Annotated in this window: 25 protein-coding genes; 23 read left to right on the top strand and 2 right to left on the bottom strand. The window is 37.2% G+C overall.

What is annotated here, in order from left to right; all coding sequences use genetic code 11:
* Nucleotides 1–113: 113 nt before the first annotated feature.
* The 3 genes from EPL02_RS16435 (at nt 114) to EPL02_RS16425 (ending at nt 3424) form a co-directional block, all read left to right on the top strand.
* Nucleotides 114–719, top strand: a complete 606-nt coding sequence (locus tag EPL02_RS16435; RefSeq protein WP_094910674.1) for a genetic competence negative regulator — start codon at nt 114–116, stop codon at nt 717–719.
* 313 nt (nt 720–1032) lie between these two features.
* Nucleotides 1033–2301, top strand: a complete 1269-nt coding sequence (locus EPL02_RS16430; protein ID WP_179289222.1) for a Glu/Leu/Phe/Val family dehydrogenase — start codon at nt 1033–1035, stop codon at nt 2299–2301.
* Nucleotides 2302–2455: 154 nt separating this feature from the next.
* Nucleotides 2456–3424: a YpdA family putative bacillithiol disulfide reductase gene (locus tag EPL02_RS16425; RefSeq protein ID WP_131888498.1), complete on the top strand. Its 969-nt coding sequence runs from the start codon at nt 2456–2458 to the stop codon at nt 3422–3424.
* A 32-nt stretch (nt 3425–3456) separates the two neighbouring features.
* Here EPL02_RS16425 and EPL02_RS16420 read toward each other — a convergent pair whose 3' ends face one another.
* On the bottom strand, nt 3457–4428 hold the full coding sequence (locus EPL02_RS16420; protein WP_094910672.1) for an asparaginase: 972 nt from the start codon (nt 4426–4428) through the stop codon (nt 3457–3459).
* Between the two features lie 129 nt (nt 4429–4557).
* On the opposite strand from EPL02_RS16420, the gene prsW reads away from it, so the two are divergent.
* The 10 genes from prsW (at nt 4558) to EPL02_RS16375 (ending at nt 13946) form a co-directional block, all read left to right on the top strand.
* Entirely contained in the window at nt 4558–5208 is a 651-nt protein-coding gene (prsW, locus tag EPL02_RS16415) for a glutamic-type intramembrane protease PrsW (protein WP_094910671.1), read from the top strand.
* Between the two features lie 143 nt (nt 5209–5351).
* Complete coding sequence (sleB, locus tag EPL02_RS16410; RefSeq protein ID WP_131888243.1) at nt 5352–6401, top strand: spore cortex-lytic enzyme; 1050 nt, start codon at nt 5352–5354, stop codon at nt 6399–6401.
* A 14-nt stretch (nt 6402–6415) separates the two neighbouring features.
* The gene (gene ypeB, locus EPL02_RS16405; protein ID WP_094910669.1) at nt 6416–7765 is read left to right on the top strand and encodes a germination protein YpeB; all 1350 of its coding nucleotides are present in this window, start codon (nt 6416–6418) and stop codon (nt 7763–7765) included.
* Nucleotides 7766–7934: 169 nt separating this feature from the next.
* Nucleotides 7935–8585 carry a flagellar brake protein gene (locus EPL02_RS16400; RefSeq protein WP_094910668.1) on the top strand — a complete coding sequence of 217 codons (651 nt, stop codon included), beginning with the start codon at nt 7935–7937 and terminating at the stop codon, nt 8583–8585.
* Nucleotides 8586–8654: 69 nt separating this feature from the next.
* A complete protein-coding gene (locus tag EPL02_RS20985) occupies nt 8655–8831 on the top strand; it encodes a YpfB family protein (RefSeq protein ID WP_165932590.1) in 177 nt (58 codons plus the stop codon).
* A gap of 120 nt (nt 8832–8951) precedes the next feature.
* Nucleotides 8952–9632 (top strand): (d)CMP kinase, encoded by a 681-nt coding sequence (gene cmk / locus EPL02_RS16395; protein ID WP_094910667.1) that lies wholly within the window; start codon nt 8952–8954, stop codon nt 9630–9632.
* A complete protein-coding gene (locus EPL02_RS16390; protein WP_094910666.1) occupies nt 9629–10210 on the top strand; it encodes a lysophospholipid acyltransferase family protein in 582 nt (193 codons plus the stop codon). The genes cmk and EPL02_RS16390 overlap by 4 nt, the downstream gene beginning before the upstream one ends.
* Nucleotides 10211–10372: 162 nt before the next feature.
* Nucleotides 10373–11509 (top strand): 30S ribosomal protein S1, encoded by a 1137-nt coding sequence (gene rpsA, locus EPL02_RS16385; protein ID WP_094910665.1) that lies wholly within the window; start codon nt 10373–10375, stop codon nt 11507–11509.
* A 12-nt stretch (nt 11510–11521) separates the two neighbouring features.
* On the top strand, nt 11522–12571 hold the full coding sequence (gene fni, locus EPL02_RS16380) for a type 2 isopentenyl-diphosphate Delta-isomerase (protein ID WP_131888241.1): 1050 nt from the start codon (nt 11522–11524) through the stop codon (nt 12569–12571).
* Nucleotides 12572–12737: 166 nt separating this feature from the next.
* Nucleotides 12738–13946, top strand: coding sequence for an MFS transporter (locus EPL02_RS16375; RefSeq protein ID WP_094910663.1), 1209 nt, complete (start codon nt 12738–12740; stop codon nt 13944–13946).
* A 320-nt stretch (nt 13947–14266) separates the two neighbouring features.
* On the opposite strand, the gene EPL02_RS16370 is transcribed toward EPL02_RS16375, so the two are convergent.
* A complete protein-coding gene (locus tag EPL02_RS16370; RefSeq protein ID WP_094910662.1) occupies nt 14267–14404 on the bottom strand; it encodes a YpzI family protein in 138 nt (45 codons plus the stop codon).
* Between the two features lie 120 nt (nt 14405–14524).
* Here EPL02_RS16370 and EPL02_RS16365 point away from each other — a divergent pair, with 120 nt between their 5' ends.
* The 10 genes from EPL02_RS16365 to EPL02_RS16320 all read left to right on the top strand — a co-directional run bounded on the left by EPL02_RS16365 (nt 14525) and on the right by EPL02_RS16320 (nt 23346).
* Nucleotides 14525–15142: a YphA family membrane protein gene (locus EPL02_RS16365; RefSeq protein ID WP_131888240.1), complete on the top strand. Its 618-nt coding sequence runs from the start codon at nt 14525–14527 to the stop codon at nt 15140–15142.
* A 250-nt stretch (nt 15143–15392) separates the two neighbouring features.
* Nucleotides 15393–16703 carry a ribosome biogenesis GTPase Der gene (gene der / locus EPL02_RS16360; RefSeq protein WP_131888239.1) on the top strand — a complete coding sequence of 437 codons (1311 nt, stop codon included), beginning with the start codon at nt 15393–15395 and terminating at the stop codon, nt 16701–16703.
* 17 nt (nt 16704–16720) lie between these two features.
* Nucleotides 16721–17761 carry an NAD(P)H-dependent glycerol-3-phosphate dehydrogenase gene (locus EPL02_RS16355; protein WP_094910659.1) on the top strand — a complete coding sequence of 347 codons (1041 nt, stop codon included), beginning with the start codon at nt 16721–16723 and terminating at the stop codon, nt 17759–17761.
* 247 nt (nt 17762–18008) lie between these two features.
* A complete protein-coding gene (locus EPL02_RS16350; protein WP_094910658.1) occupies nt 18009–18215 on the top strand; it encodes a DUF2768 domain-containing protein in 207 nt (68 codons plus the stop codon).
* A gap of 24 nt (nt 18216–18239) precedes the next feature.
* Nucleotides 18240–18965 (top strand): hypothetical protein, encoded by a 726-nt coding sequence (locus tag EPL02_RS16345; RefSeq protein ID WP_094910657.1) that lies wholly within the window; start codon nt 18240–18242, stop codon nt 18963–18965.
* A 228-nt stretch (nt 18966–19193) separates the two neighbouring features.
* Nucleotides 19194–20672: a stage IV sporulation protein A gene (spoIVA, locus tag EPL02_RS16340; RefSeq protein WP_094910656.1), complete on the top strand. Its 1479-nt coding sequence runs from the start codon at nt 19194–19196 to the stop codon at nt 20670–20672.
* A gap of 416 nt (nt 20673–21088) precedes the next feature.
* On the top strand, nt 21089–21361 hold the full coding sequence (hbs, locus tag EPL02_RS16335) for a non-specific DNA-binding protein Hbs (RefSeq protein ID WP_025908380.1): 273 nt from the start codon (nt 21089–21091) through the stop codon (nt 21359–21361).
* A 148-nt stretch (nt 21362–21509) separates the two neighbouring features.
* A complete protein-coding gene (folE, locus tag EPL02_RS16330) occupies nt 21510–22076 on the top strand; it encodes a GTP cyclohydrolase I FolE (RefSeq protein WP_094910655.1) in 567 nt (188 codons plus the stop codon).
* 24 nt (nt 22077–22100) lie between these two features.
* Entirely contained in the window at nt 22101–22331 is a 231-nt protein-coding gene (gene mtrB, locus EPL02_RS16325; protein ID WP_094910654.1) for a trp RNA-binding attenuation protein MtrB, read from the top strand.
* A gap of 220 nt (nt 22332–22551) precedes the next feature.
* Nucleotides 22552–23346, top strand: coding sequence for a heptaprenyl diphosphate synthase component 1 (locus EPL02_RS16320; RefSeq protein ID WP_256993304.1), 795 nt, complete (start codon nt 22552–22554; stop codon nt 23344–23346).

The following is a 23346-nucleotide window of genomic DNA, read 5'->3' as shown; positions in this document are numbered from 1 at the left end:
TAACCGTGTAAACCTGTAAACTCGTAAGTAAACATCACGAACCGTTTTCTAGAAGGTACATATACTGCATTATCAAACCATGTGGTTATGAGTGCAAGCGGGGAGGGACGCAAATGAGACTTGAGCGTTTAAATTATAATAAGTTAAAAGTCTTTGTCACGTACGATGATTTAAAAGAGCGAGGACTCACAAAAGAAGATTTGTGGACTGATACATTTAAGGTTAAACAGCTGTTTCGTGAGATGATTGAGCAGGCGTCCAAAGAATTGAATTTTGAACCGACAAGCTCGCTTTCAGTAGAGATTTTTTCCCTTCAAGCTCAGGGGATGGTCGTGTTTGTGACGAAACAAGATAGTCAAGATGAAATGGAAATTATGGATGACCATGAAGATATGTATGAAGAATTTATCGAGATGCAAGTGATGTTGGATGAGAGTCACGATTTATTCTTTGAGTTTCAAACGTTTGAAGACGTTATTCAACTAGCAAAACGGATTAATGAGCATTACGATATTGAAACCATTCTCTATTCGTTTGAAAATCGGTTTTATGTGTTAGTAGGAGAAGAAAAACTGACGATGAAAGAGATTGGAAATATTATAGCGTTATTAGCAGAGTACGGAAACCCTTCTACGATTACGAAACATCGTGTACAGGAGTATGGAAAGCAGCTAATTCATAATCAAGCTCTTTCGTATATTGCAGATACTTTTTCATAAACTTAGAGCAAAGGTACATTCAAATGTAACAGCTCCTTTTATTGCTATAGGTGTTACGTAAACCTGCGGCAATAAAAGGAGTTTTTTTAGGGATTTACCTCACATGGTCTTGCGAAAAATAGTAAAAATTATGATGATTACACAATTAATTGGAAGCGTTTTCGTTTTGTCCTACAAAATATCATAAAACTTTCATATTTCCCTTTGCATTGTAAAAGTAAGGGTGTATACTATGTCATGAAAGATGCACCAAATTAATGAATTACTAATTTTTTGATCCACTTTAGGAGGTTTACAGATGGTAGCCGACAAAATGCAAGAAAGCAAGAGCAATCGACAAGAAGAGAAAAATGATGTGTTAAAATCTACTCAAACGGTCATACATAAGGCGTTGGAGAAATTGGGCTATCCTGAGGAAGTATATGAATTGTTAAGGGAACCACTTCGCATGATGACGGTGAAAATTCCTGTCAAAATGGATGATGGTTCGGTTAAAATCTTTACAGGTTACCGCGCTCAGCATAACGATGCTGTTGGTCCCACAAAAGGTGGAATTCGCTTTCACCCAAATGTAACAGAAAAAGAAGTGAAAGCTCTTTCTATTTGGATGAGTTTAAAATGTGGGATTGTAGATTTACCTTATGGCGGGGGAAAAGGTGGAATTGTATGTGACCCTCGTAACATGTCGTTTGGAGAATTAGAAAAGTTAAGTCGTGGATATGTAAGAGCAATTAGTCAGATTGTAGGTCCAACAAAAGATATTCCAGCACCAGACGTGTTTACGAATTCGCAAATTATGGCCTGGATGATGGATGAATACAGTCGAATTGATGAATTTAATTCACCAGGTTTTATCACAGGTAAACCGCTTGTCTTAGGAGGTTCTCACGGACGTGAAACAGCAACAGCTAAAGGGGTTACAATCTGTATAAGAGAAGCGGCTAAAAAACGTGGAATTGATTTAAAAGGTGCAAGAGTCGTGGTGCAAGGTTTTGGAAATGCCGGAAGCTTTTTAGCGAAATTTATGCATGATGCAGGAGCTAAAATTATCGGTATTTCGGATGCATATGGTGCTTTGCATGACGAGAACGGTTTAGACATTGACTATCTATTAGATCGCCGAGATAGTTTTGGTACGGTAACAAAGTTATTTAATACAACAATTAGTAACAAAGAATTATTAGAACTGGATTGTGATATTCTTGTTCCGGCAGCAATTGAAAACCAAATTACAGAAGAAAATGCTGATAAAATCCGAGCAAGTATTGTTGTAGAAGCAGCAAATGGACCAACTACATTAGAAGCAACTCGTATTCTGTCTGAGCGTGGCATCTTGCTTGTGCCTGATGTATTAGCTAGCGCTGGAGGCGTTACGGTTTCTTACTTTGAATGGGTTCAAAATAATCAGGGTTATTATTGGACAGAAGAAGAAGTAGAAGAAAAACTAGAAAAAGTAATGGTTAAATCCTTTAATACTATTTACGAAACGTCGACAACACGTAAGGTTGATATGCGCTTGGCTGCTTACATGGTAGGCGTACGTAAAATGGCTGAAGCATCGCGTTTTAGAGGCTGGATTTAATAAGTAGAAAGATTTGCGTATTTATAAAAAATCTCCTATCATAAGATAGGAGATTTTTTTGTGCGTAAAGATAATTTACTTAGTAGGAACCAATGGAGTTGAAAGAGAGCTTGGTGCAACGCTAAAGTTCGTTGGAAGTAAAGGAGTGAGTAGTTTGGAAAAAGAAACAGCAATCATTATCGGAGGGGGACCTTGTGGACTTTCTGCAGCACTGGAACTGCAGGCTATCGGCATCAATGCCCTTGTCATTGAGAAAGGGAACATTGTAAATGCCATCTACAATTACCCTACCCATCAGACTTTTTTTAGTTCAAGTGAGAAGTTAGAGATTGGAAATGTTCCATTTATTACAGAAAACAGAAAACCAGTTCGAAACCAAGCTCTTGCTTACTATCGTGAAGTAGTTAAACGCAAAAAATTACGAATTCACTCGTTTGAACTTGTAAAACATGTACAAAAGAACAATGGAGGACAATTTGTTGTTACCACTTCAAAAGGTGAGTACGAAGCAGAGTATGTTATTGTTGCAACTGGCTATTATGATTCACCTAACTATATGAGCGTGCCTGGTGAAAATTCATCGAAAGTCCATCACTATTTTAAAGAAGGGCACCCATACTTTAATCAAGATGTAGTTGTAATTGGTGGTAAAAATTCCAGTGTGGATGCAGCATTGGAACTAGTAAAAGCAGACGCTCGTGTGACAGTTATTTATCGAGGGACAGAATATTCAAAAAGTGTGAAACCTTGGATATTACCAGAATTTGAAGCCTTGGTACGAAACGGCATCATCGAAATGATTTTTGATGCAGTTGTCACTCGTATCGATGAACACACGGTAACGTATTCGAATGGAAAAGATGAAATTACAATTCCAAATGATTTTGTCTTTGCGATGACCGGTTATCATCCAGATCATTCATTCTTAGAGAAAATGGGTATTGAGATTGATTTTGAATCAGGTCGTCCGCTGTTTGATCCTGATACAATGGAAACAAATGTGCAGGGTATTTTTATTGCAGGGGTAATTGCAGCAGGAAATAATGCAAATGAAATCTTCATCGAAAATGGGCGTTTTCATGGAAGGCAAATTGCTGAATATCTAGCAAGCAGACAACCATAATGGTGTAACACCATTATGGTTGTCTTTTTCTATTAATGATGAAAGATTTCTTGAATTTCTTCTTGATTTGAAGAGCTTTGAAGAGCAACTAACAATTTAATTCTTGCTTTTTGACCGTTGAGCCCATTTGAGAAAATCATACCTAGTTCCTTTAAATGCTTTCCTCCACCTTCATATCCATATACATCCTGTGCAATACCATTAAAGCAACGAGATACCAGTACAATTGGAATGTTTTTATCCAATAGTTGTTGTAAACCTTGTAAGGTGCGGGGAGGTAAATTTCCTTGCCCAAGTGCTTCAATGATTAAGCCATCAATATGTAAGGATGCTAATGATTGAAAAATCTGTTCATCCATACCTGCATAAGCTTTCAGTAAAACGACCTGCTTGTCAATATTATCTACAGGATAAAATTCATGCTCTGTAGGCATATGATGAAATGAGATGCCTTGCTTTGTTACAATTCCAATTGGTCCATATTGAGGGCTTTGGAATGTAGCTACATTGCTTGTATGTGTTTTAGTCACGTTTTTAGCCGTATGGATTTCATCGTTCATGACCACGAGAACGCCTTTTCCTTTAGCAGCATCACTTGAAGCTACGCGCACTGCAGAAATAAAGTTATAAGGGCCATCAGATCCAATTTCATTGCTGGAGCGCATTGCACCCGTTAATACAATTGGAATATCCGTTTTAGTTGTTAAGTCTAAGAAGTAAGCGGTTTCTTCAAGCGTATCAGTACCATGTGTAATTACGACGCCATCAATTTGGTCAGTCTCAATTTTTTGCTCAATTTTTTTCGCTAACGTAAGCATTTCTTTTGGTGTAACGTGAGGTGAAGGTAAATGAAATACTTCCTCGACAATTATGTTTGCTAAGCTAGCTATTGACGGTGTGGAGTGTTGTAAAGGATTATGATCATCAGGTTTTACTGCGCCAGTTTGAGCATCCTCTTTCATTGAAATAGTTCCACCGGTGTGAATAATATAAAGAGTTTTCATAATGACATCCTTTCGTTATTGAATTGTTAAAAGTCTTTGCTACTTTCAATTAGGTAGTAGATAAATGATTTTCTTTCTAACAATAACATGATACGATGGAAAAAAACAGATGAAAAGAGGCGCTGCTTTATGTTAGCGATTTTATCTGCAGGTATTGCGCCTGGATTAGCATTACTCAGCTTTTTTTATTTAAAAGATGAGTACGAAACCGAACCAATTTCAATGGTCTTCAAAACTTTCATTTTTGGCGCGATGCTTGTGTTGCCGATTATGTTTATCCAATATGTGCTTCAAGAAGAAAACTTGTTTCATTCTCCTTTTTTAGAAGCATTCGTTTCCACCAGTTTCTTAGAGGAATTTTTTAAATGGTTTATTTTGTTTTTTACGGTATATCAACACGTTGAGTTTGATGAGCATTATGATGGCATTGTATATGGTGTTTCTGTTTCATTGGGATTTGCTACTGTTGAAAATATCTTTTACTTGTTTGCTAACGGTTTAGAATCAGCGATTGGTCGAGCGATTCTACCGGTTTCTAGTCATGCCTTATTTGGAGTTATTATGGGTTATTACTTAGGAAAAGCAAAATTTTCAAAAGGAAATGAAAAAATAAAATGGACCTTATATTCAATCGTTACACCATTTTTATTACATGGCGTTTATGATTATATTATCATCACAATGGATAATTGGATTTTTATTATTATTCCATTCATGATTTATTTATGGTGGTTGGGATTACGTAAAGTAAAGCAAGCAAAAAAGGTATTTATTGCTTAATAAAAGGACGTAGCTTTCTGATTAAGAAAGCTACGTTTTTTGTTTTATTTGGGTAAATTTCTCCTAGCCTGTATAAAAAAACATCCTTTACAAAAAATACTCCTATCATCTTATCACTTACATACGATGTAGGAGGTTATGGAATGTTTTTAATGGGACGAATTACAAAGTATATTTGTTCAGCTTGCGTATGTTCTTTATTAGCAATAACAATGATTAATCCGCAGTCTTCATCAGCTTTTACCAATCAAGTCATTCAACAGGGTGCAGTAGGGGAAGACGTTATTGAATTACAGTCTCGTTTACAGTACATCGGCTTTTATAATGGGAAAATCGACGGTGTTTTTGGATGGAGTACGTACTGGGCACTTCGAAATTTTCAGTATGAGTTTGGTATAAAAAAGATTGATGGATTAGCCGGAGCGCAAACCAAACAAAAGTTAGCAGACGTAACAAAATATTATGAGTATCATGTAAAGACTGAGTTGAAAAAAGGAAACAAGTTTACGCATTACGGTGGAGTTCCAATTGATAAACAAAAGGGTTCTTCATCAAAGTCGAATCAGAACAATGTACAAAGAAACGCAAAATCACAATCAGAAAGTCAACGTCAGCAGTCGGCAGGCCAACAATCAGGAAATCAGCGTCAGCAGTCAGCAGGCCAACAATCAGGAAATCAGCAACAACAGTCACGAGGACAGCAGCAATCAGCAGGCAGAAATAACAATCAAGCTACTCCTCAACAAAGTCAAAATAATAACGCTGCTACCAATGGAGGCAGTGAACAACAGCAAGAAACAGCACAAAAACCTACGGCTTTAAATGTTCCAAATGGATTCTCACAAAATGATATACAGCTAATGGCCAATGCTGTATATGGAGAGTCAAGGGGTGAGCCGTATAATGGGCAGGTGGCTGTAGCAGCGGTTATTTTAAATCGAGTTAACAGCCCTACATTTCCAAATACGGTGGCAGGAGTTATTTTTGAACCAAGAGCTTTTACAGCCGTAGCAGATGGCCAAATTTGGCTTGAACCAAATGAAACAGCAAAAAGAGCTGTATTGGACGCCATTAATGGCTGGGATCCAACAGGTAACGCAATGTACTATTTTAATCCGGATACAGCAACGAGTGCATGGATTTGGTCAAGACCGCAAATTAAACAAATCGGTAAACACATTTTCTGTAATTAAGAGAGGTGATAATAATGATTCGAACAATTTTAATTACAATTTTAGCAGTTGGTGTGGTAGGAGTCGGATACTGGGGGTATACAGAGCATCAAGAAAAAGATGCAGTTTTGTTACAAGCCGAAAATACGTATCAGCGAGCGTTTCATGATTTATCGTACGAGCTTGATTTATTAAATGATAAAATTGGTGGGACGTTAGCGATGAGTTCGCGAGATCAGTTATCGCCGGCGCTTGCAGAAGTATGGCGTTTAACTTCAGAAGCACATAGCAATGTAGGACAACTGCCACTTGCGCTATTACCTTTTAATAAAACGGAAGAGTTTTTATCCGATATTGGCGATTTTGCGTACGAGGTAGCGGTTCGAGATCTCAGTAAATCTCCACTCACAGATAAAGAGTATAAAACATTAAACTCTCTTTATGAAAAGTCATCTGAAATTCAGAACGAAATGCGTACAGTTCAGCATTTGGTTATTGATAATAATTTAAGGTGGATGGATGTGGAACTAGCTTTAGCAACAAAGGAAAAGCAGGGTGACAATACCATTATTGATGGATTGAAAACGGTTGAAAAGAGCATGGATTCCTATGCTGAGTCAGACTTGGGTATTACCAATACATCAAATGAAGAAGAGAAGAAAGCTTTTAACCAGCTTAAAGGTCGTGAAGTGGATGAAAGAGTTGCAAAAGAAGTAGCACGATCATTTTTAGACTTAAAAGGAAAAGAAGAAATGCGCATTGTTGAAAGTGGTAAAGGAGCTAATTATCCTTTTTACAGCTTAACAATTAAAGACCCTTCAACAAAGCAAGAGATTTATATGGATATTACGAAAAAAGGTGGATATCCGATTTGGGTGCTAGAAAACAGAGATGTTAAAAAGCAAAATATTAGCTTAAACGAGGCAATGGAAAAAGCTAATAAATTTTTAAAAGATCATCGTTTTGAGAGCCTTGTAATGTCGGAGAGCGCTCAGTACGATAACCTTGGTGTCTTTACATTCGTTGAAGAAACTGAAAGTGGAGTGCGTATCTATCCGGATGCTGTAAAAATGAAAATGGCGCTAGATGATGGAACAGTAGCGGGGTTCTCAGCAAAAGAGTTTTTATTGAGACACCGCACACGAGATATTCCTGAACCAACGATTACAAAAGAAGAAGCAAGGTCAAAGTTAAATCCAAATCTTAAAGTTATGGAAGATCGCCTAGCCATTATTGAAAATGATTTACAGGAAGAGGTATTGTGTTATGAGTTTCTTGGCACAATTAATGACGATACGTATCGAATCTTTGTAAATGCAAAAACAGGTTATGAAGAGAAGGTAGACAAATTACAAAACGCTGAACCAATCTATGATGAGGTTTAATCAAAAAGCCTTCAAGTATGAAAAATACTTGAAGGCTTTTCTAATTTTGTATAAATGATGTGTAATTTATTGGATGTTAAATAAGTATATAAGACTAAATGTATTTACAAAGTAAGTACATTTTACTATTTTTAATAGTAGGTCTACTAATGATATGGGGGGCTTTTATATGATTAAAGTTGGAATGCCGCTTAAACTGGAAAATGAAGAAGGTGAAATCACCTATCGATGTAAAGTGGTTGATTGCACAGAGCATAAGTTAATAATCGATTATCCACTTAATGAAAAGACCAAAAAAACCGCTTTTTTAATGAAAGGGACAAAATTAAATGCAATGTTTATAGGGGAAGATAAAAGTGTTTATGGATTCTCAACAGAAGTGAAAAATCGAGCGATTAAAGATATACCTATTATCGAATTAGATTATCCAGGGGACAAGTATTTAGAAGCTGTACAGAGAAGAAATTTCTTTCGTGTTCCTGTAACGCTAACAGTAGTTATGAAGAAAGATGGTGAAAAGGAGGGTTCATTGCAAAGCTTTACCAAAGATTTAAGTGCCGGGGGAGTTTGTATTCATTTGTTTGAAAGAAGTGATTTTAAAGTGAATGAAGAAGTTAAGATAGGTTTACTATTGAAGTATGAAGAAAAAGAGGTAACTCTTGAGTTGCAAGGTAAGCTTGTACGCATTGAACAGCCAATTAACGAACAGCATGGACAGTTATCCGTAGAGTTTTTGAGCGCAAGTATAAAAGCAAAACAACTACTAATGCGCTATACGTTAAAACGGCAGCTTGAATTAAGAAGAAAGGGATTGTTATAAAATAAGTATAAATTAAGTCTGTTCGTTCCAAACTAGTATGTAAATACAATAGTGGAATGAGAGATTAACATGAAGCGTATTGAAAATTTACTGATAAAATTTGTTATTGTACAGTTCTTTTTTTTGTTTACTGCTCAAGCTCTTTTATTTTATAGCGAACACACAACTTATTTTTCGAAAGTTATACAGTATGAAGGAGTAGCGAAAAATAATTTCAACAAAATTATTGAAACGTTCGACCAGTAAAGCGGCGATATGATAAAATAAAAATAATGATTAAAAAAGCAGGGGACAACCTGCTCTTTTTTTTCGTGTAAAAAGAAATGAATGAAAAATATGTTCTTGTTAGCACGTCAAGGAGGATTTATGGAAAAGCAAATTTCAATTGCTATTGATGGACCTGCTGCGGCTGGTAAAAGTACAGTAGCAAAGATTATAGCAGAAAATTTATCATATATTTATGTAGACACAGGTGCGATGTATCGTGCACTTACGTATCAAGCCCAGCAGCAAGGGATTGAATTAGAAAGCGAAGAAGCGTTACTTCGTTTATTAAATAAAACAGAAATTGAACTGAAGCCTTCGGAAAATGGACAAGTTGTTAGTGTAAATGGTAAAGAAGTTACAAACGACATCCGTTCAGCAGAGGTAACAAATTCAGTATCAATCGTTGCTAAACACCGATTGGTACGTGAAGAAATGGTCGTTCGCCAGCAGAAGTTAGCTCAAAACGGAGGCGTCGTAATGGATGGACGTGATATTGGCACGCATGTGCTTCCTCATGCAGAAGTGAAAATCTTTTTACTTGCATCAGTGGAAGAGCGAGCTCAGCGTCGTCATGAAGAGAATGTGAGAAAAGGCTTTCCATCTAATCTAGAACAGCATAAGATTGACATTGCCCGACGAGACAAAATTGATTCAGAGCGTGAAGTCGCACCTTTGAAAAAAGCGGATGATGCAATTGAAATCGATACAACAGCATTGTCAATTGAAGGTGTCGTTGAAAAAATACTTTCTATTACGCATGAAAGGGTTGGAATGCTGTGAGCTTTTATACATTTGCACGTTCAGTAGTACGCGGTATATTAAAGCCTGTCTATCGTTATGAAGTAATTGGCACAGAGAATATCCCATCAGAAGGTGGGGTATTACTGTGCTCAAATCATATTGATAACCTAGATCCGCCTACCGTAGGAATTACGTGTCCTCGCCCAATTTCATTCATGGCCAAAGCAGAATTATTTGACGCACCCATCTTAAAAACCATTTTACCTAAATTAGAAACATTTCCAGTAAAGCGTGGCATGGGAGATCGTGAAGCTCTGAGAAAAGGGTTGGGGATTCTAAAAGAAGGGAAAGTGCTTGGACTTTTTCCTGAAGGAACAAGAAGCAAAGACGGTAAGCTAAAAAAAGGATTAGCAGGGGTAGGTTTTTTTGCATTGCGTTCTACAGCTGATGTTGTACCTTGTGCAATTATTGGTCCATATAAAGCATTTTCCAAAGTGAAAGTAGTATATGGAAAACCATTGGATATGTCAGAATTTAGAGAACGTCGTGCATCTGCTGATGAAGTGACGGAAGCAATTATGAGTGAAATTGCTAAATTGATTGAAAAATACCAATAGTTCATAAGCTTTTCGCTTGACAAAAGATTCTATTTATTAGAAGTTAGTAACAAAGAGAGTTTTTTCTATACAAAAATAGATACAAGGATATATAGTGATAAGAGCTTCGCTGCTTTTTATCTGAAAATATATTGCTGCTAGATATTGAAGGAGGAAAAGACGATGGTAGAAGATATGAATCAAGTAGAAGTAAAAGCATTAGAAGTTGGCGAAATTGTAACTGGAACTGTAACGAAAGTTGAAGATAAGCAAGTTTTGGTTGAAGTTTCCAATAGTAAGTTAGATGGTGTTATTCCAATTAGTGAATTATCAAGTTTACATATTGAAAAAGCAAGTGATGTAATTAAAGAAGGTACAGAGATTCAAGCAAAAGTAATTAAAGTTGAAGAAGAGCTGTTAGTTTTGTCTAAGAAGGCAGTCGATGCCGAGAAAGCTTGGGATGATTTAGAAAAAAAACTAAGCACAGGCGAAGTGTTTGAAGCTGTTGTAAAGGAAGTTGTTAAAGGTGGGTTAGTAGCAGACATTGGTGTGCGAGGATTTATTCCTGCATCTTTAGTTGAAGCGCATTTTGTTGATGATTTTGCTGGTTACCAAGACCAAAGGTTAACAGTTAAAGTAGTAGAACTCGATCGTGAAAAAAATCGTATTATCCTATCACACCGTGCTGTTGTTGAAGAAGAAAACGCACAAAAGAAACAAACAGCTCTTAGTTCTTTAGCAGAAGGTCAGGTACTTGAAGGAACCGTGCAGCGCTTAACAGATTTTGGAGCTTTTGTTGATGTTGGAGGCGTTGATGGCCTTGTTCACATCTCTCAACTTTCACACGAACGAGTAGAAAAGCCCTCTGATGTAGTAAAAGAAGGGGATAGTGTGAAGGTAAAAGTACTATCAGTTGATAAAGGAAACGGACGTATTTCTTTATCAATTAAAGATACGCTTGAGGGACCATGGGACAATATTTCTTCAAAGCTCAAACAAGGTGATGTAGTCGACGGAACTGTTCGTCGCTTAGTATCGTTCGGAGCTTTTGTAGAGATATTACCTGGTGTAGAAGGGCTTGTACACATTTCTCACATTTCCCACAAACATATTGGTACTCCTCATGAAGTATTAACTGAAGGAGAAAAGGTTAAAGTAAAGGTATTAGATGTGAGCGAAGGCGAACGTCGAATTTCATTAAGCATTCGTGATCTTGAGGAAGAAGAACCACTGGATTACGGTGACTACAATCTTCAAGAAGAATCAAAAGGTTTTCAATTAGGCGACATGATTGGAGATCAATTAAAAAAATTAAAATAATGGTGATGTTTGGTGAGTAGAGCGAAACGAAAAATCGATCACATTCATCATGCGATCCACACCGGACAACATCGCTTACACGGACTCGACGACATTCAGTTTGTGCATAACACCTTGCCAGATAAAAGCGTAAAAGATGTCCAGTTAAATACAAAAATTGGCGAACTTTCACTGAGTTCGCCAATTTTTATCAATGCAATGACTGGCGGCGGTGGATTAGAGACGGAAGACATTAACCGCTCTCTAGCAAGGGTTTCTAACGCTTGTGGTTTAGCGATGGCTGTAGGTTCGCAGATGGCTGCAATTAAAAACGAAGAAGAAGAAAAAACATATCGAGTAGTAAGACAAGAAAATCCAAATGGGGTTATTCTTGCTAATCTTGGAAGCGAAGCGACAGTGGACCAAGCAAAGCGAGCTGTTGATATGCTTGAAGCAAATGGAATGCAAATTCACTTAAACGTAATTCAAGAGCTAGTCATGCCGGAAGGAGATCGTGACTTTACTGGAGCTTTAAAGCGCATTGAACAAATTGTGTCTGCTTTAGATGTACCTGTCATAGCAAAAGAAGTCGGTTTCGGTATGAGCGGCGCAGCGGCAGCTAAACTAAAAGAAGTTGGCGTAAGTATTATTGATGTTGGTGGCTACGGTGGTACCAATTTTTCGAAAATCGAAAATGAGAGACGTGAGAAGCATTTTCATTTTTTTAACGATTGGGGGATTTCAACCGCAGCATCTTTAGCAGAGGTATCACAGAGTGTAGATGGTATTTCAATTATTGGCTCTGGGGGTATTCAAACATCAATGGACATAGCTAAATCGCTCGCTTTAGGTGCTTCAGCAGCTGGACTAGCTGGGCATCTACTGTCTATTTTAATAAATTCGGGTATAGAAGCTGTCATTGAAGAGATTTTAGAGCTTCACGAACAGTTAACGTTTATTATGGTTGCGTTAGGTGTCGCCTCTATTTCTGAGCTTCAGAAAGTTCCGCTTGTCATTACGGGAGAAACTTATGATTGGCTACGCCAGCGACCAGTGTTTATTGAGAAATTTAATAATAGATAGCTAAAAAAAGAAAACAAGTACACGTTAGCGTGTGCTTGTTTTCTTTTTTTAATTGAGTTTTCATCTTCATAGTAAAAAGGTGGGTAAGAAACCTGACAACTTGAATGAAATACAAAACGTTTACTAGGTATAATGGTCTGAAAATACAGAAAAAAGAGGTGTAGTTATGAAAAAAGGGCATCCTGTACTAACCATTTTTCTATTCTTTTTAGGCTGGGTTTTCATGTATGCAGACCGTAATATTTTATCTCCGGTGATGGGTGATATTGGAGAACAGTGGGGACTGACAAAAACAGAATTGGGATTAATGTCTACGGTATTTTTTGCTTCCTATGCGGCTATGCAGATACCGACTGGCTTTTTAGCAGATCGTTTTGGGCGAGTGAAAGTGCTTGTTATTGGATATATTTTATTTGGAGTAGCAACGTTTTTAACTGGCCTGGCTACGACGTTTGGCATGTTTTTGCTAATGCGTGCACTAACTGGTCTTGGAGAAGGTACTTATTATGGTTCACAGTATGGTATCTCTTCCAGCATCGCTTCAGAAAGGTACCGAGGGCTCGTGTCGGCATTGATTAACAGCGGTATGGCGTTTGGTATTTCACTAGGCTTTATCGGCTCATCTTATATTACATATACGCTTGATAAAGGGTGGCAGTTCACTTTTTATCTTTTTGCTGTACCAACTATAATTGTAGCTATTTTAATTGCACTATTTGTGGAAGATGGGAAAGTTAAGGAGAGTAAGGCACAAGTAAAGGAAAAAGAACCGCTGCGAAAACTATTTACAAAAAACCATATTCTAGTGTATATATTAATCTTTTGTTCACTTTACGGCTTTTTTGGAATGCTAACATGGTTGCCGTACTACCTACAAAGTTCTAGAGGGCTTGAAGCTTCAGAAACAGGTATTATTGCTTCTTTGGTACCATGGGCATCTATTCCTGGGGCTATTTTCTTTGGCTATATGTCTGATCGAATTCAGAATAAAAAAGGGTTGATTGTTAGTTTGTCAGTTGCTGGGGCACTATGTCAATTTTTTATACCTTACACAAACAGCTATGCTTGGCTTTTAGTTGGACTTGTAGTGTATGGGCTGATTGGAAAATTAGCGTTAGACCCAATTTTAATTTCCTACATTGCATCTATTACGCCTTCTACAATGTATTCTAAAGTGTATGGATTTTTTAACTTTAGCGGAATGCTTTCATCTATTTTTGCACCGTATATTACTGGTTATTTTGCTGATCGCTCAGGAAGCATGGAATTGGGGTTTTATTTGTCAGGTGGACTTCTTTTAATTGGAGCGCTGCTCTTTTTGTTTACAGGGAGACAGAAGTCTGTTTACACTGTTTCAAATCCTGTTTTAAAATGACAAATATAATATGAAGGTACAAGGCTGGGACATAAATATTTAAGGCAGTAATATATCCAAACTATGGAGGAGTAACCCTTTTTATAGTTTGGTTTTTTTGTTAAGTGAGTAATCTGTTTGAAAAACTAGTAAAATAGAGCGTAGGGCACGTAACTCCTGCAAGTACTAAAGGAAAGGCTGAGACCTCGCTTTCCACGAGGAGGCTCAGATTCCTTCTGGTGGAAAGCGAGTGTCTGCAGCGTAATGAAACAGACTAGCTGTTACAACCTCAATTCTTGAGAAACGTCATGATTCGTTTCTGAGAAAAGGTCATCAGCATCTTACTTTTGTCCGTTTATATCTCGTGCTTCTTCAGGGCTTTGTAAATTAGTTGCACCAGGGTAATGCAAACCTTGGTCACGGTCTGACTCAACACGCTTTGATTGTTTTAACTTTTTCTCTTGGCGATCTTTTCCCATAATCTCTACCTCCTCATTTTTTATTTATTATAGGTTTACCGAAGTTTGTGTTTCTATGCTTACACACACGGTTAATTTTTATAAAACTGATACATAATGAGAGAATAGGGAGTTGAGAAGATGGACGGTTTTCTATTCTATTGGTTTGCTTGGATTGGGTGGATTATTTCAACATTTTTTTTGGGTAAAACGCCTTTAAGGTGGAAGGTGTCGATGCTGTTGCTGATAAGCATTATGCTATCAACAACGTCTGTCTGGGTAGGACCATTTTTCATTAGCTATACTTACCTTTTTTTACTAGTCATGGTGTGTATAGATGCTTCAAGGTTTAAGGCTTCAAAGCAATTATACGTATTATTTATTTCACTCATTGTTATGTTTGCCTATGTAGGATTTTGCTTGTTAGAGCTGTACGATCCAGTATGGATCTTTGTGAATCGCCAATGGCTTTTAACAGCTATTATTTTATATATTGTTTTTCTTCTAGTAAAAGATGACTATATGCGGTGCATAGTTATTTTGCTAGGATTGTTGGGCGGAGATTTTCTGTATAGCTTAATAGTCACCAGTCTCTCAATGCCTTATCCTGTAGGACACCCAACGTTCCTTGACCTTGTAGCCGCTGTACTAATGCTTCTTTTTATTTGGAAAATTGTGCGGACATTCGCATCACAGTTTGATTGGCTGTTAGGGAAATTTCAGCGTCAAAAGCACAACCCGGTAAAACCTAATAATTGATTTCTGAAAAATTTGTTGTTGTGAAGCAGCTTTTTTGATAAAATTGTTTGATTGAGAGAGTACTCTTAATTGTTGCATACAGGTGAATAAGATATTGACTAGTAGGCAATAATTTGAGGTCATGCATGTTTGCATGACCTCCATTTTTGAAAAAGAATGATCTTATCTATTAAAAATATTCAATTGTGAAACGAATGAGCAAAAGGTTGCTATTTATACATAGAACAGATCAAAGAAAGGAAAGATTCGCATGCCAAAACCAATTATTGCAATTGTAGGCCGACCAAATGTTGGAAAGTCAACGATTTTTAACCGAATTGTAGGAGAGCGCGTATCAATTGTCGAAGATATTCCAGGCGTAACGCGCGATCGTATTTATAGCTCAGCTGAATGGCTTAATATGGACTTTAATATCATTGATACAGGGGGAATCGATATTGGAGATGAGCCGTTTTTAGAGCAAATTAAGCAACAAGCTGAAATTGCTATTGATGAAGCGGACGTTATTGTCTTTTTGACGAATGGGCGAGATGGTATTACATCAGCTGATGAAGAAGTAGCAAAAATCCTATACAAGTCTAAAAAACCCGTTGTATTAGCAGTTAATAAAATTGATAACCCTGAGATGAAAGAGTTAATCTATGATTTCTATGCTTTAGGATATGGCGAGCCATTCCCTATTTCAGGCACGCATGGTTTGGGGCTAGGAGACTTATTAGACGAAGCAGCTAAGCATTTCCCAAAAGATGAAGATGAAGATTATGGAGACGATGTTGTTAAATTTTCGTTGATTGGTCGACCAAATGTTGGAAAATCATCACTTGTAAATGCTGTGCTAGGTGAGGATCGCGTTATTGTAAGTAATATTGCAGGTACGACTCGTGATGCTATTGATACAAAGTTTACAAAAGAAGAACAAGAATATGTTGTGATTGATACAGCTGGTATGAGAAAGCGCGGTAAAGTATACGAGAGTACAGAGAAATACAGTGTACTTCGTGCGTTACGAGCGATTGAACGTTCAGATGTCGTCTTAGTTGTATTAAACGCAGAAGAAGGAATCATTGAACAAGATAAAAAGATTGCCGGTTATGCACAAGAAGCAGGAAAGGCAGTTGTTATCGTCATTAATAAGTGGGATACAGTAGAAAAAGACGATAAAACGATGAAAAAGTTTGAAGAAAATGTTCGTGAACATTTCCAATTTTTAACGTATGCACCAATTGTCTTTTTATCAGCGAAAACAAAAAAACGTACGCATACTCTTTTACCAGTTATTAATATGGTAAATGAAAACCATGCAATGCGTGTTGAAACAAGTATCTTAAACGATGTAATCATGGACGCTGTTGCGATGAACCCAACACCAACACATAACGGTAAGCGTCTTAAAATTTATTATGCAACGCAGGTAGCAATTAAACCACCTACCTTTGTTGTTTTTGTAAATGATCCTGAACTACTTCACTTCTCTTATGAGCGTTTCTTAGAAAACAAACTGCGCGCAGCGTTTGGATTTGAAGGAACACCAATTCGAATTATTGCTCGATCAAGAAAATAAAAAGGAGTGCAGATGACATGGAGAAAATTGCGGTATTAGGTGCAGGAAGCTGGGGCACAGCTTTGGGCTTTGTATTAGCGGATAACGGTCATGATGTACGTATATGGGGACATCGCCAGGAAACGATTAATGGTATTAATGAAATGCATGAAAATAAAAAATACCTTCCTGGCGTAGAGCTTCCAATGACTATGCGAGGCTACACATCATTAGAAGAAGCAATTCTTGGAGTAGAAACGATTATTTTAGCTGTTCCAACAAAAGCAATTCGTGAAGTGTTACAAAGTCTTGGAGATGTTGCGACCAATCCGTTAACAATTGTTCATGTTAGTAAAGGAATTGAACCAGATACGCTGCTTCGCATTTCTGAAATGATTGAACAAGAAATGGAACCTGCTAAATTACAGGATGTAGTTGTTTTATCTGGACCAAGCCATGCAGAGGAAGTAAGCAGAAGGCAGCCTACTACTGTTACTTCGTCCTCTAAGAATATGAAAGCAGCAGAAAAAGTACAAGATTTGTTTAATAATCAGCAATATTTTCGCGTATACACAAACCCAGATATAATAGGGGTAGAAATTGGTGGAGCGTTGAAGAATATTATTGCATTAGCTGCTGGAATCACTGACGGCCTTGGATATGGTGATAATGCTAAAGCCGCACTTATGACACGTGGATTAGCAGAAATTGCGCGACTTGGTAGCATATTGGGTGCAAATCCACTTACATTTTCAGGATTGACTGGAATCGGTGACCTAATCGTAACGTGTACAAGCGTGCACTCAAGAAATTGGCGTGCAGGTAATATGCTAGGTAAAGGTCACAAATTGGAAGAAGTACTAGATAGTATGGGGATGGTAGTAGAAGGTGTTCGGACAACTAAAGCTGCCCATCAGTTAGCTGAAAAGTACAGTGTTAAAATGCCAATTACCCAAGCGCTATATGATGTATTGTTTAATGATGTTAGTGCAAAAGCAGCTGTTGATTCTTTAATGTCTCGTACAAAAACTCATGAAATGGAAGATTTAGCGAACATTTTAGGAGAACGAAAGAACTAACTTGCAAAGAAATGTAGAAAAAATAGTAAATTGGTGATGCGGAATCACTTGTAGTTGCATAAAATAACATGTAAATAAAGATGAGTGGAACTCTTCATGGGAATATTTAGTTGTAGCCGAAATAAAGTGCCCCCTTTATTTCGGCTTTTTATTTTGAGTCAATTAATAGAATCCTTTAATTCCCTTTTTTTACACGAAACATGGACTTCCTATGCTATAATGAGAGCGAGAAGGGAGTGGATGAGCGGTGTCGCCAGCGTTATTAAAAATGTGGATTTCACTTGGTTCAATTGCATTTATGTTTATTTCCGTGTTTTCTATTTATTTAAGTCGTTACAAAATTAAAAATGTTATATTTAAATATGTACTCGCTTTCATTGCCTACGTATTGATGATTATTGCGGGATTTATTATGGTGATTGTTGTCTTTAGTGGCCCAACACCTGGAGCATAACAAAAACTGATAGGGTGAAGTTTAATGAGAAAAGTCTTACTATTTATAATTTTCTGTAGCTCAACATTCTTATTATCAGCTTGCTTGTACCCTGAGGCCAATCTATCTCAAAATCAGGTGCCTTATAAAGATCAGCTTGCAGCTGTGCAACAAGCGGTTGATGATTTTCAAAAAGATAGCGGAGGATTATTACCAATCAAAACAAGAGATAACGATACGCCTATTTATCAGAAGTACCCTATTGAATTTAACAAACTTAGCCCACGCTATATGCAAGAGCCACCTGGTACAGCGTTTGAAAGCGGAGGCGTTTTTTCATATATGCTGGTGGACGTAGAAAAAAATCCAACCGTCAAATTAATAGATTTACGAATGGCTGAACAAATCAAAGAGGTAAATATTCACCTGAATCTATACAGACAAAAACATAGCGGTTATGCGCCATTTAAAGAGGTAATTGCCGATGGTGTTTTTTCAATTGACTATAAAAAATTAAACATGAAAGAGCCACCCACCGTTGTAAGTCCTTATAGCAGCCAATTACTTCCACTTGTGTTAAATGAGAAAGGTGAGCTGTTTGTGGATTATTCATCAGACTTATATGAAGCGTTGCAAAAGCATAAACATACATATAAAGAAGGAGAAGATATTCGGAATCTTCTAGTTGAGCATTCTCCTTTTGTTCCAGCTTATTCACTGCCGTATACCATTAACGAAAAAACAAATGAACCAATATTTTTAGAAAAATGAGTCATTAACCCTTTCTCGCTGAATAAAATTCAGAGAGAAGGGGTTTTCTCTTTCTTCTAAGAAATTTTAGCCTAACTTGTGATTGAGTCAGCATGTGCATGAAAAAAATTATAAATTTTTCTATCGAAAGTCATATTTTAATAGGACAACGTCATAACTATATAGTGTCCTAATTTACTCTCGCAATGGATGTCATATCCTATGAACTCATAGATCGGAGGGGATCTTTTGGAAAAGGTAGATGTGTTTAAGGATATCGCCGAACGTACAGGAGGCGATATATATTTAGGGGTAGTTGGTGCAGTAAGAACAGGAAAGTCAACTTTTATAAAGAAATTTATGGAACTGATGGTATTACCTCATATTGAAAATGAAGCAGAACGAGCACGAACACAAGATGAACTGCCTCAAAGTGCAGCAGGAAAAACGATTATGACAACTGAGCCCAAATTCGTTCCAAATCAAGCGGTTAGCGTACAGGTGGATGATGGGCTAGATGTTAACATAAGATTGGTAGACTGTGTAGGGTATACGGTTCCAGGTGCGAAAGGTTATGAGGATGAGAATGGTCCTAGAATGATTAATACTCCTTGGTATGAAGAGCCGATTCCGTTTCATGAAGCCGCTGAAATTGGCACTCGAAAAGTAATTCAAGAGCATTCTACAATCGGTGTTGTTATTACAACGGATGGAACAATTGGAGATATTCCACGCCATGATTATCTAGAAGCGGAAGAGCGAGTAATCAATGAATTAAAAGAAGTAGGAAAGCCTTTTATCATGGTTATTAATACCGTACAGCCTTATCATCCAGATACAGAGAAGCTAAGAGCAAGTCTTAACGAGAAATATGATATTCCAGTGTTAGCAATGAGCGTGGAAAGCATGCGTGATACAGATGTGCTAAACGTGCTAAGAGAAGCGCTATACGAGTTCCCAGTGCTAGAAGTTAATGTTAACTTACCGAGCTGGGTTATGGTGCTAAAAGATAAACATTGGTTACGTGAAAGCTATCAAGAAGCAGTTCAAGAAACGGTAAAAGATATTAAAAGGTTACGGGATGTTGATCGGGTAGTGGCTCAGTTTACGGAATTCGAATTTATTGAGCAAGCTCGATTAGCAGGAATCGAAATGGGGCAGGGAATTGCAGAGATTGATTTATATGCTCCGGATGACTTATATGATCAAATTTTAAAAGAGGTTGTTGGTGTTGAAATTCGTGGGCGAGACCACCTATTACAGCTTATGCAGGATTTTGTGCATGCTAAAATGGAGTATGATCAAGTATCTGATGCGCTTCGAATGGTGAAGCAAACTGGTTATGGGGTTGCCGCACCATCTTTAGCAGATATGAGCTTAGATGAGCCAGAGATTATTCGTCAGGGATCTCGCTTTGGAGTTCGTTTAAAAGCCGTTGCACCTTCAATTCATATGATTAAAGTGGATGTAGAATCAGAATTTGCTCCAATTATCGGTACGGAAAAGCAAAGCGAAGAGCTGGTTCGCTATTTGATGCAGGATTTTGAAGATGATCCACTGTCAATTTGGAATTCAGATATCTTTGGTAGATCATTGAGCTCCATTGTAAGAGAAGGTATACAAGGCAAACTTTCACTAATGCCGGAAAATGCACGATATAAATTAAAAGAAACGCTAGAACGTATTATCAACGAAGGTTCAGGTGGTTTAATTGCGATTATTTTATAAGATTGATTAATAATAGATGGTTGCAGGCTCTTTTAATAAGGAGCCTTTTTCTTATGTTTAAAAGCCAAAATACGGAGATATCTCTTAAATCAATAAGGGGTCAAAAATAACAAAAAGAACATACGTTTCTGTTTTTTGCTATATGACGATTTTCTGCTTGCTATGCTATTAGCGATATGTTAATCTTTTAAAAGAAATCGATTGGACATACTAGTTTTAGTATGGAAGTCTCCGAGACAAAATGAAAAACGTTGAATTATTCATAACAATCGTTTATTATTAGGCTTGTTGATACATAGGTTATGTATAATATTCGTTAATTTTGTTAACAAATGAGATATCGTCGATTACTAGATTCCTTTTGTAATGGGATTTTAGTTTTTATATGATCCGATTTTTGGGAGGAGGTGAATGGCATGAACAAGACAGAATTAATCAATGCTGTTGCAGAAGCGAGTGAGCTTTCAAAAAAGGATGCTACAAAAGCAGTTGATGCTGTTTTTGATACAATCTTAGATGCTTTAAAAGATGGTGACAAAGTTCAACTAATTGGTTTTGGTAACTTTGAAGTACGTGAGCGTGCTGCACGTAAAGGTCGTAACCCTCAAACGGGTGAAGAGATTGAAATCGCTGCAAGCAAAGTTCCTGCATTCAAACCAGGTAAAGCTCTTAAAGACGCTGTAAAATAATATTTACATAAAATGTCTATTTTTATAGTCACAATACAAGAGCTTTGAAAGGTCGCATATTTTGCGACCTTTCTTTTTTGCCTTTAGTACATACATATGCTAGAATTTTTTTAACTACGTCGTAATGCAACGAATGGGAGGCTACAGGATGTCAGCTGTAAATAAAGAGCAAATTGAACAAGCGGTAAGACAAATTTTAGAAGCAATTGGAGAAGATCCAAATCGAGAAGGACTATTGGATACACCAAAGCGCGTAGCTAAAATGTATGAAGAAGTCTTTTCAGGATTGAAGGAAGATCCAAATGAACATTTTAAAACTATATTTGGCGAGGAGCACGAAGAGTTAGTTTTAGTAAAAGACATCAACTTTCATTCAATGTGTGAACATCACTTGGTTCCTTTCTATGGAAAGGTTCATGTTGCATATATTCCAAAAGGTGGTCGCGTAACTGGATTAAGTAAGCTTGCACGTGCAGTGGAGGCTGTCTCTAAGCGTCCACAGCTTCAAGAAAGAATTACTTCTACAGTTGCTGATTCAATCGTGGAAACTCTAACTCCTCATGGAGTCATGGTTATTGTAGAAGCTGAACATATGTGCATGACGATGCGAGGGGTTCGCAAACCAGGAGCTATGACCGTTACATCAGCAGTTCGAGGAGTATTTGAACACGACCAAGCAGCGCGTGCAGAGGTATTATCATTAATCAAGTCGTAATTGGCTAGATATGGAGGGAAAGTTATGGCACAAAAATCGAATCCAGAATACATCGTCATTAAAGCGGTGGAAGATGGTGTAAATGTTATAGGTTTAACAAGAGGTGCGGATACACGATTTCATCATTCTGAAAAGCTAGATAAAGGTGAAGTGATGATTGCTCAATTCACAGAGCATACGTCAGCAATTAAAATAAGAGGCAAAGCACTTATCCAAACAGTTCACGGTGAGGTTGAATCCGACGGCAAAAAATAAGCAGGAGTTTCCTGCTTTTATTTTTATGGTATCCACGAGCACTTAAAGTGACGTGAATAACACCATGTAAAGAATGGAAAAAATAAAAGTGCGAGAAAATCCAACAATAACCTAGCTGTCGATTATGATTTTACAGGTTAAATTAACCTATAGTTATGGTATAATTGACACTATCGAATTTACTTTGGAAAAAGCAGTGACTGAAAGGGAGACAAGGGTGATGAATGTGCAAAACATCTACGATACGGTTGCAGACATGAAAGAACAGATTCATGCTGAGTTGAGTCATCCATATGTTCAAAAATTTATTCATCATCCAACTGTAGATGAAAATAAATTATTATACGTATGCTCGTTTTTAACGACTCTTTCACTTGAACAGCAAAAGTGGAGTCGCTGTGCGCTGTCGGTTATGCTTGTGCAAACTGCACTAGATACTCACGACTTAGTCTCTACTCAAAATGTTGATAGCGAAGGAAAACAACTGCATGAGCGACAGCTAACCGTATTAGCAGGCGACTATTATAGCGGTTTGTATTATTATTATTTAGCACAGACGGGGCAAATCGACTTAATTAAGGTAATTGCTTCGTCTATTAAAGAAATTAATATTGCTAAAATCCACATCTATCATAACCATACAAAAGACTTACAGGATATGATGACAAATTTCTTTACGGTTGAATCATCACTTATTAGTTCCTTATGTGATTATTTTAATTGTTCAGAGTGGCAAGAGCTTTTAGAACACGCTTGTCGTTTAAACGCTATTTCAACTCAGTTAACGAAGCTGGAACAGCATGAACCTTCTATTTTGTTAGACAGTTATAAAAAAAATGGAATGGAAAGCACGAGAATTCAAGAAGCGCTCTATGCTTCAAGTGAGTCATCAATTGCTGTAGTAAAGCAATATTTAGCAGCGGGTTCAATTGATATTAATGAGCCATTAAAGAAGCATTTATACGAAATGATTGGCAGCTTAGAGCGTCTTAAAAATGTTGTAGGAGAAGGATAG

Origin of the sequence: Bacillus sp. CBEL-1 (genome assembly GCF_004348885.1) — a bacterium.
GTDB classification, from domain to species: Bacteria; Bacillota; Bacilli; order Bacillales; family Bacillaceae_H; genus Priestia; species Priestia aryabhattai_A.
The sequence above is the reverse complement of the archived record's forward strand: the minus strand, read 5'-3'. Positions and strand labels throughout refer to the sequence as shown.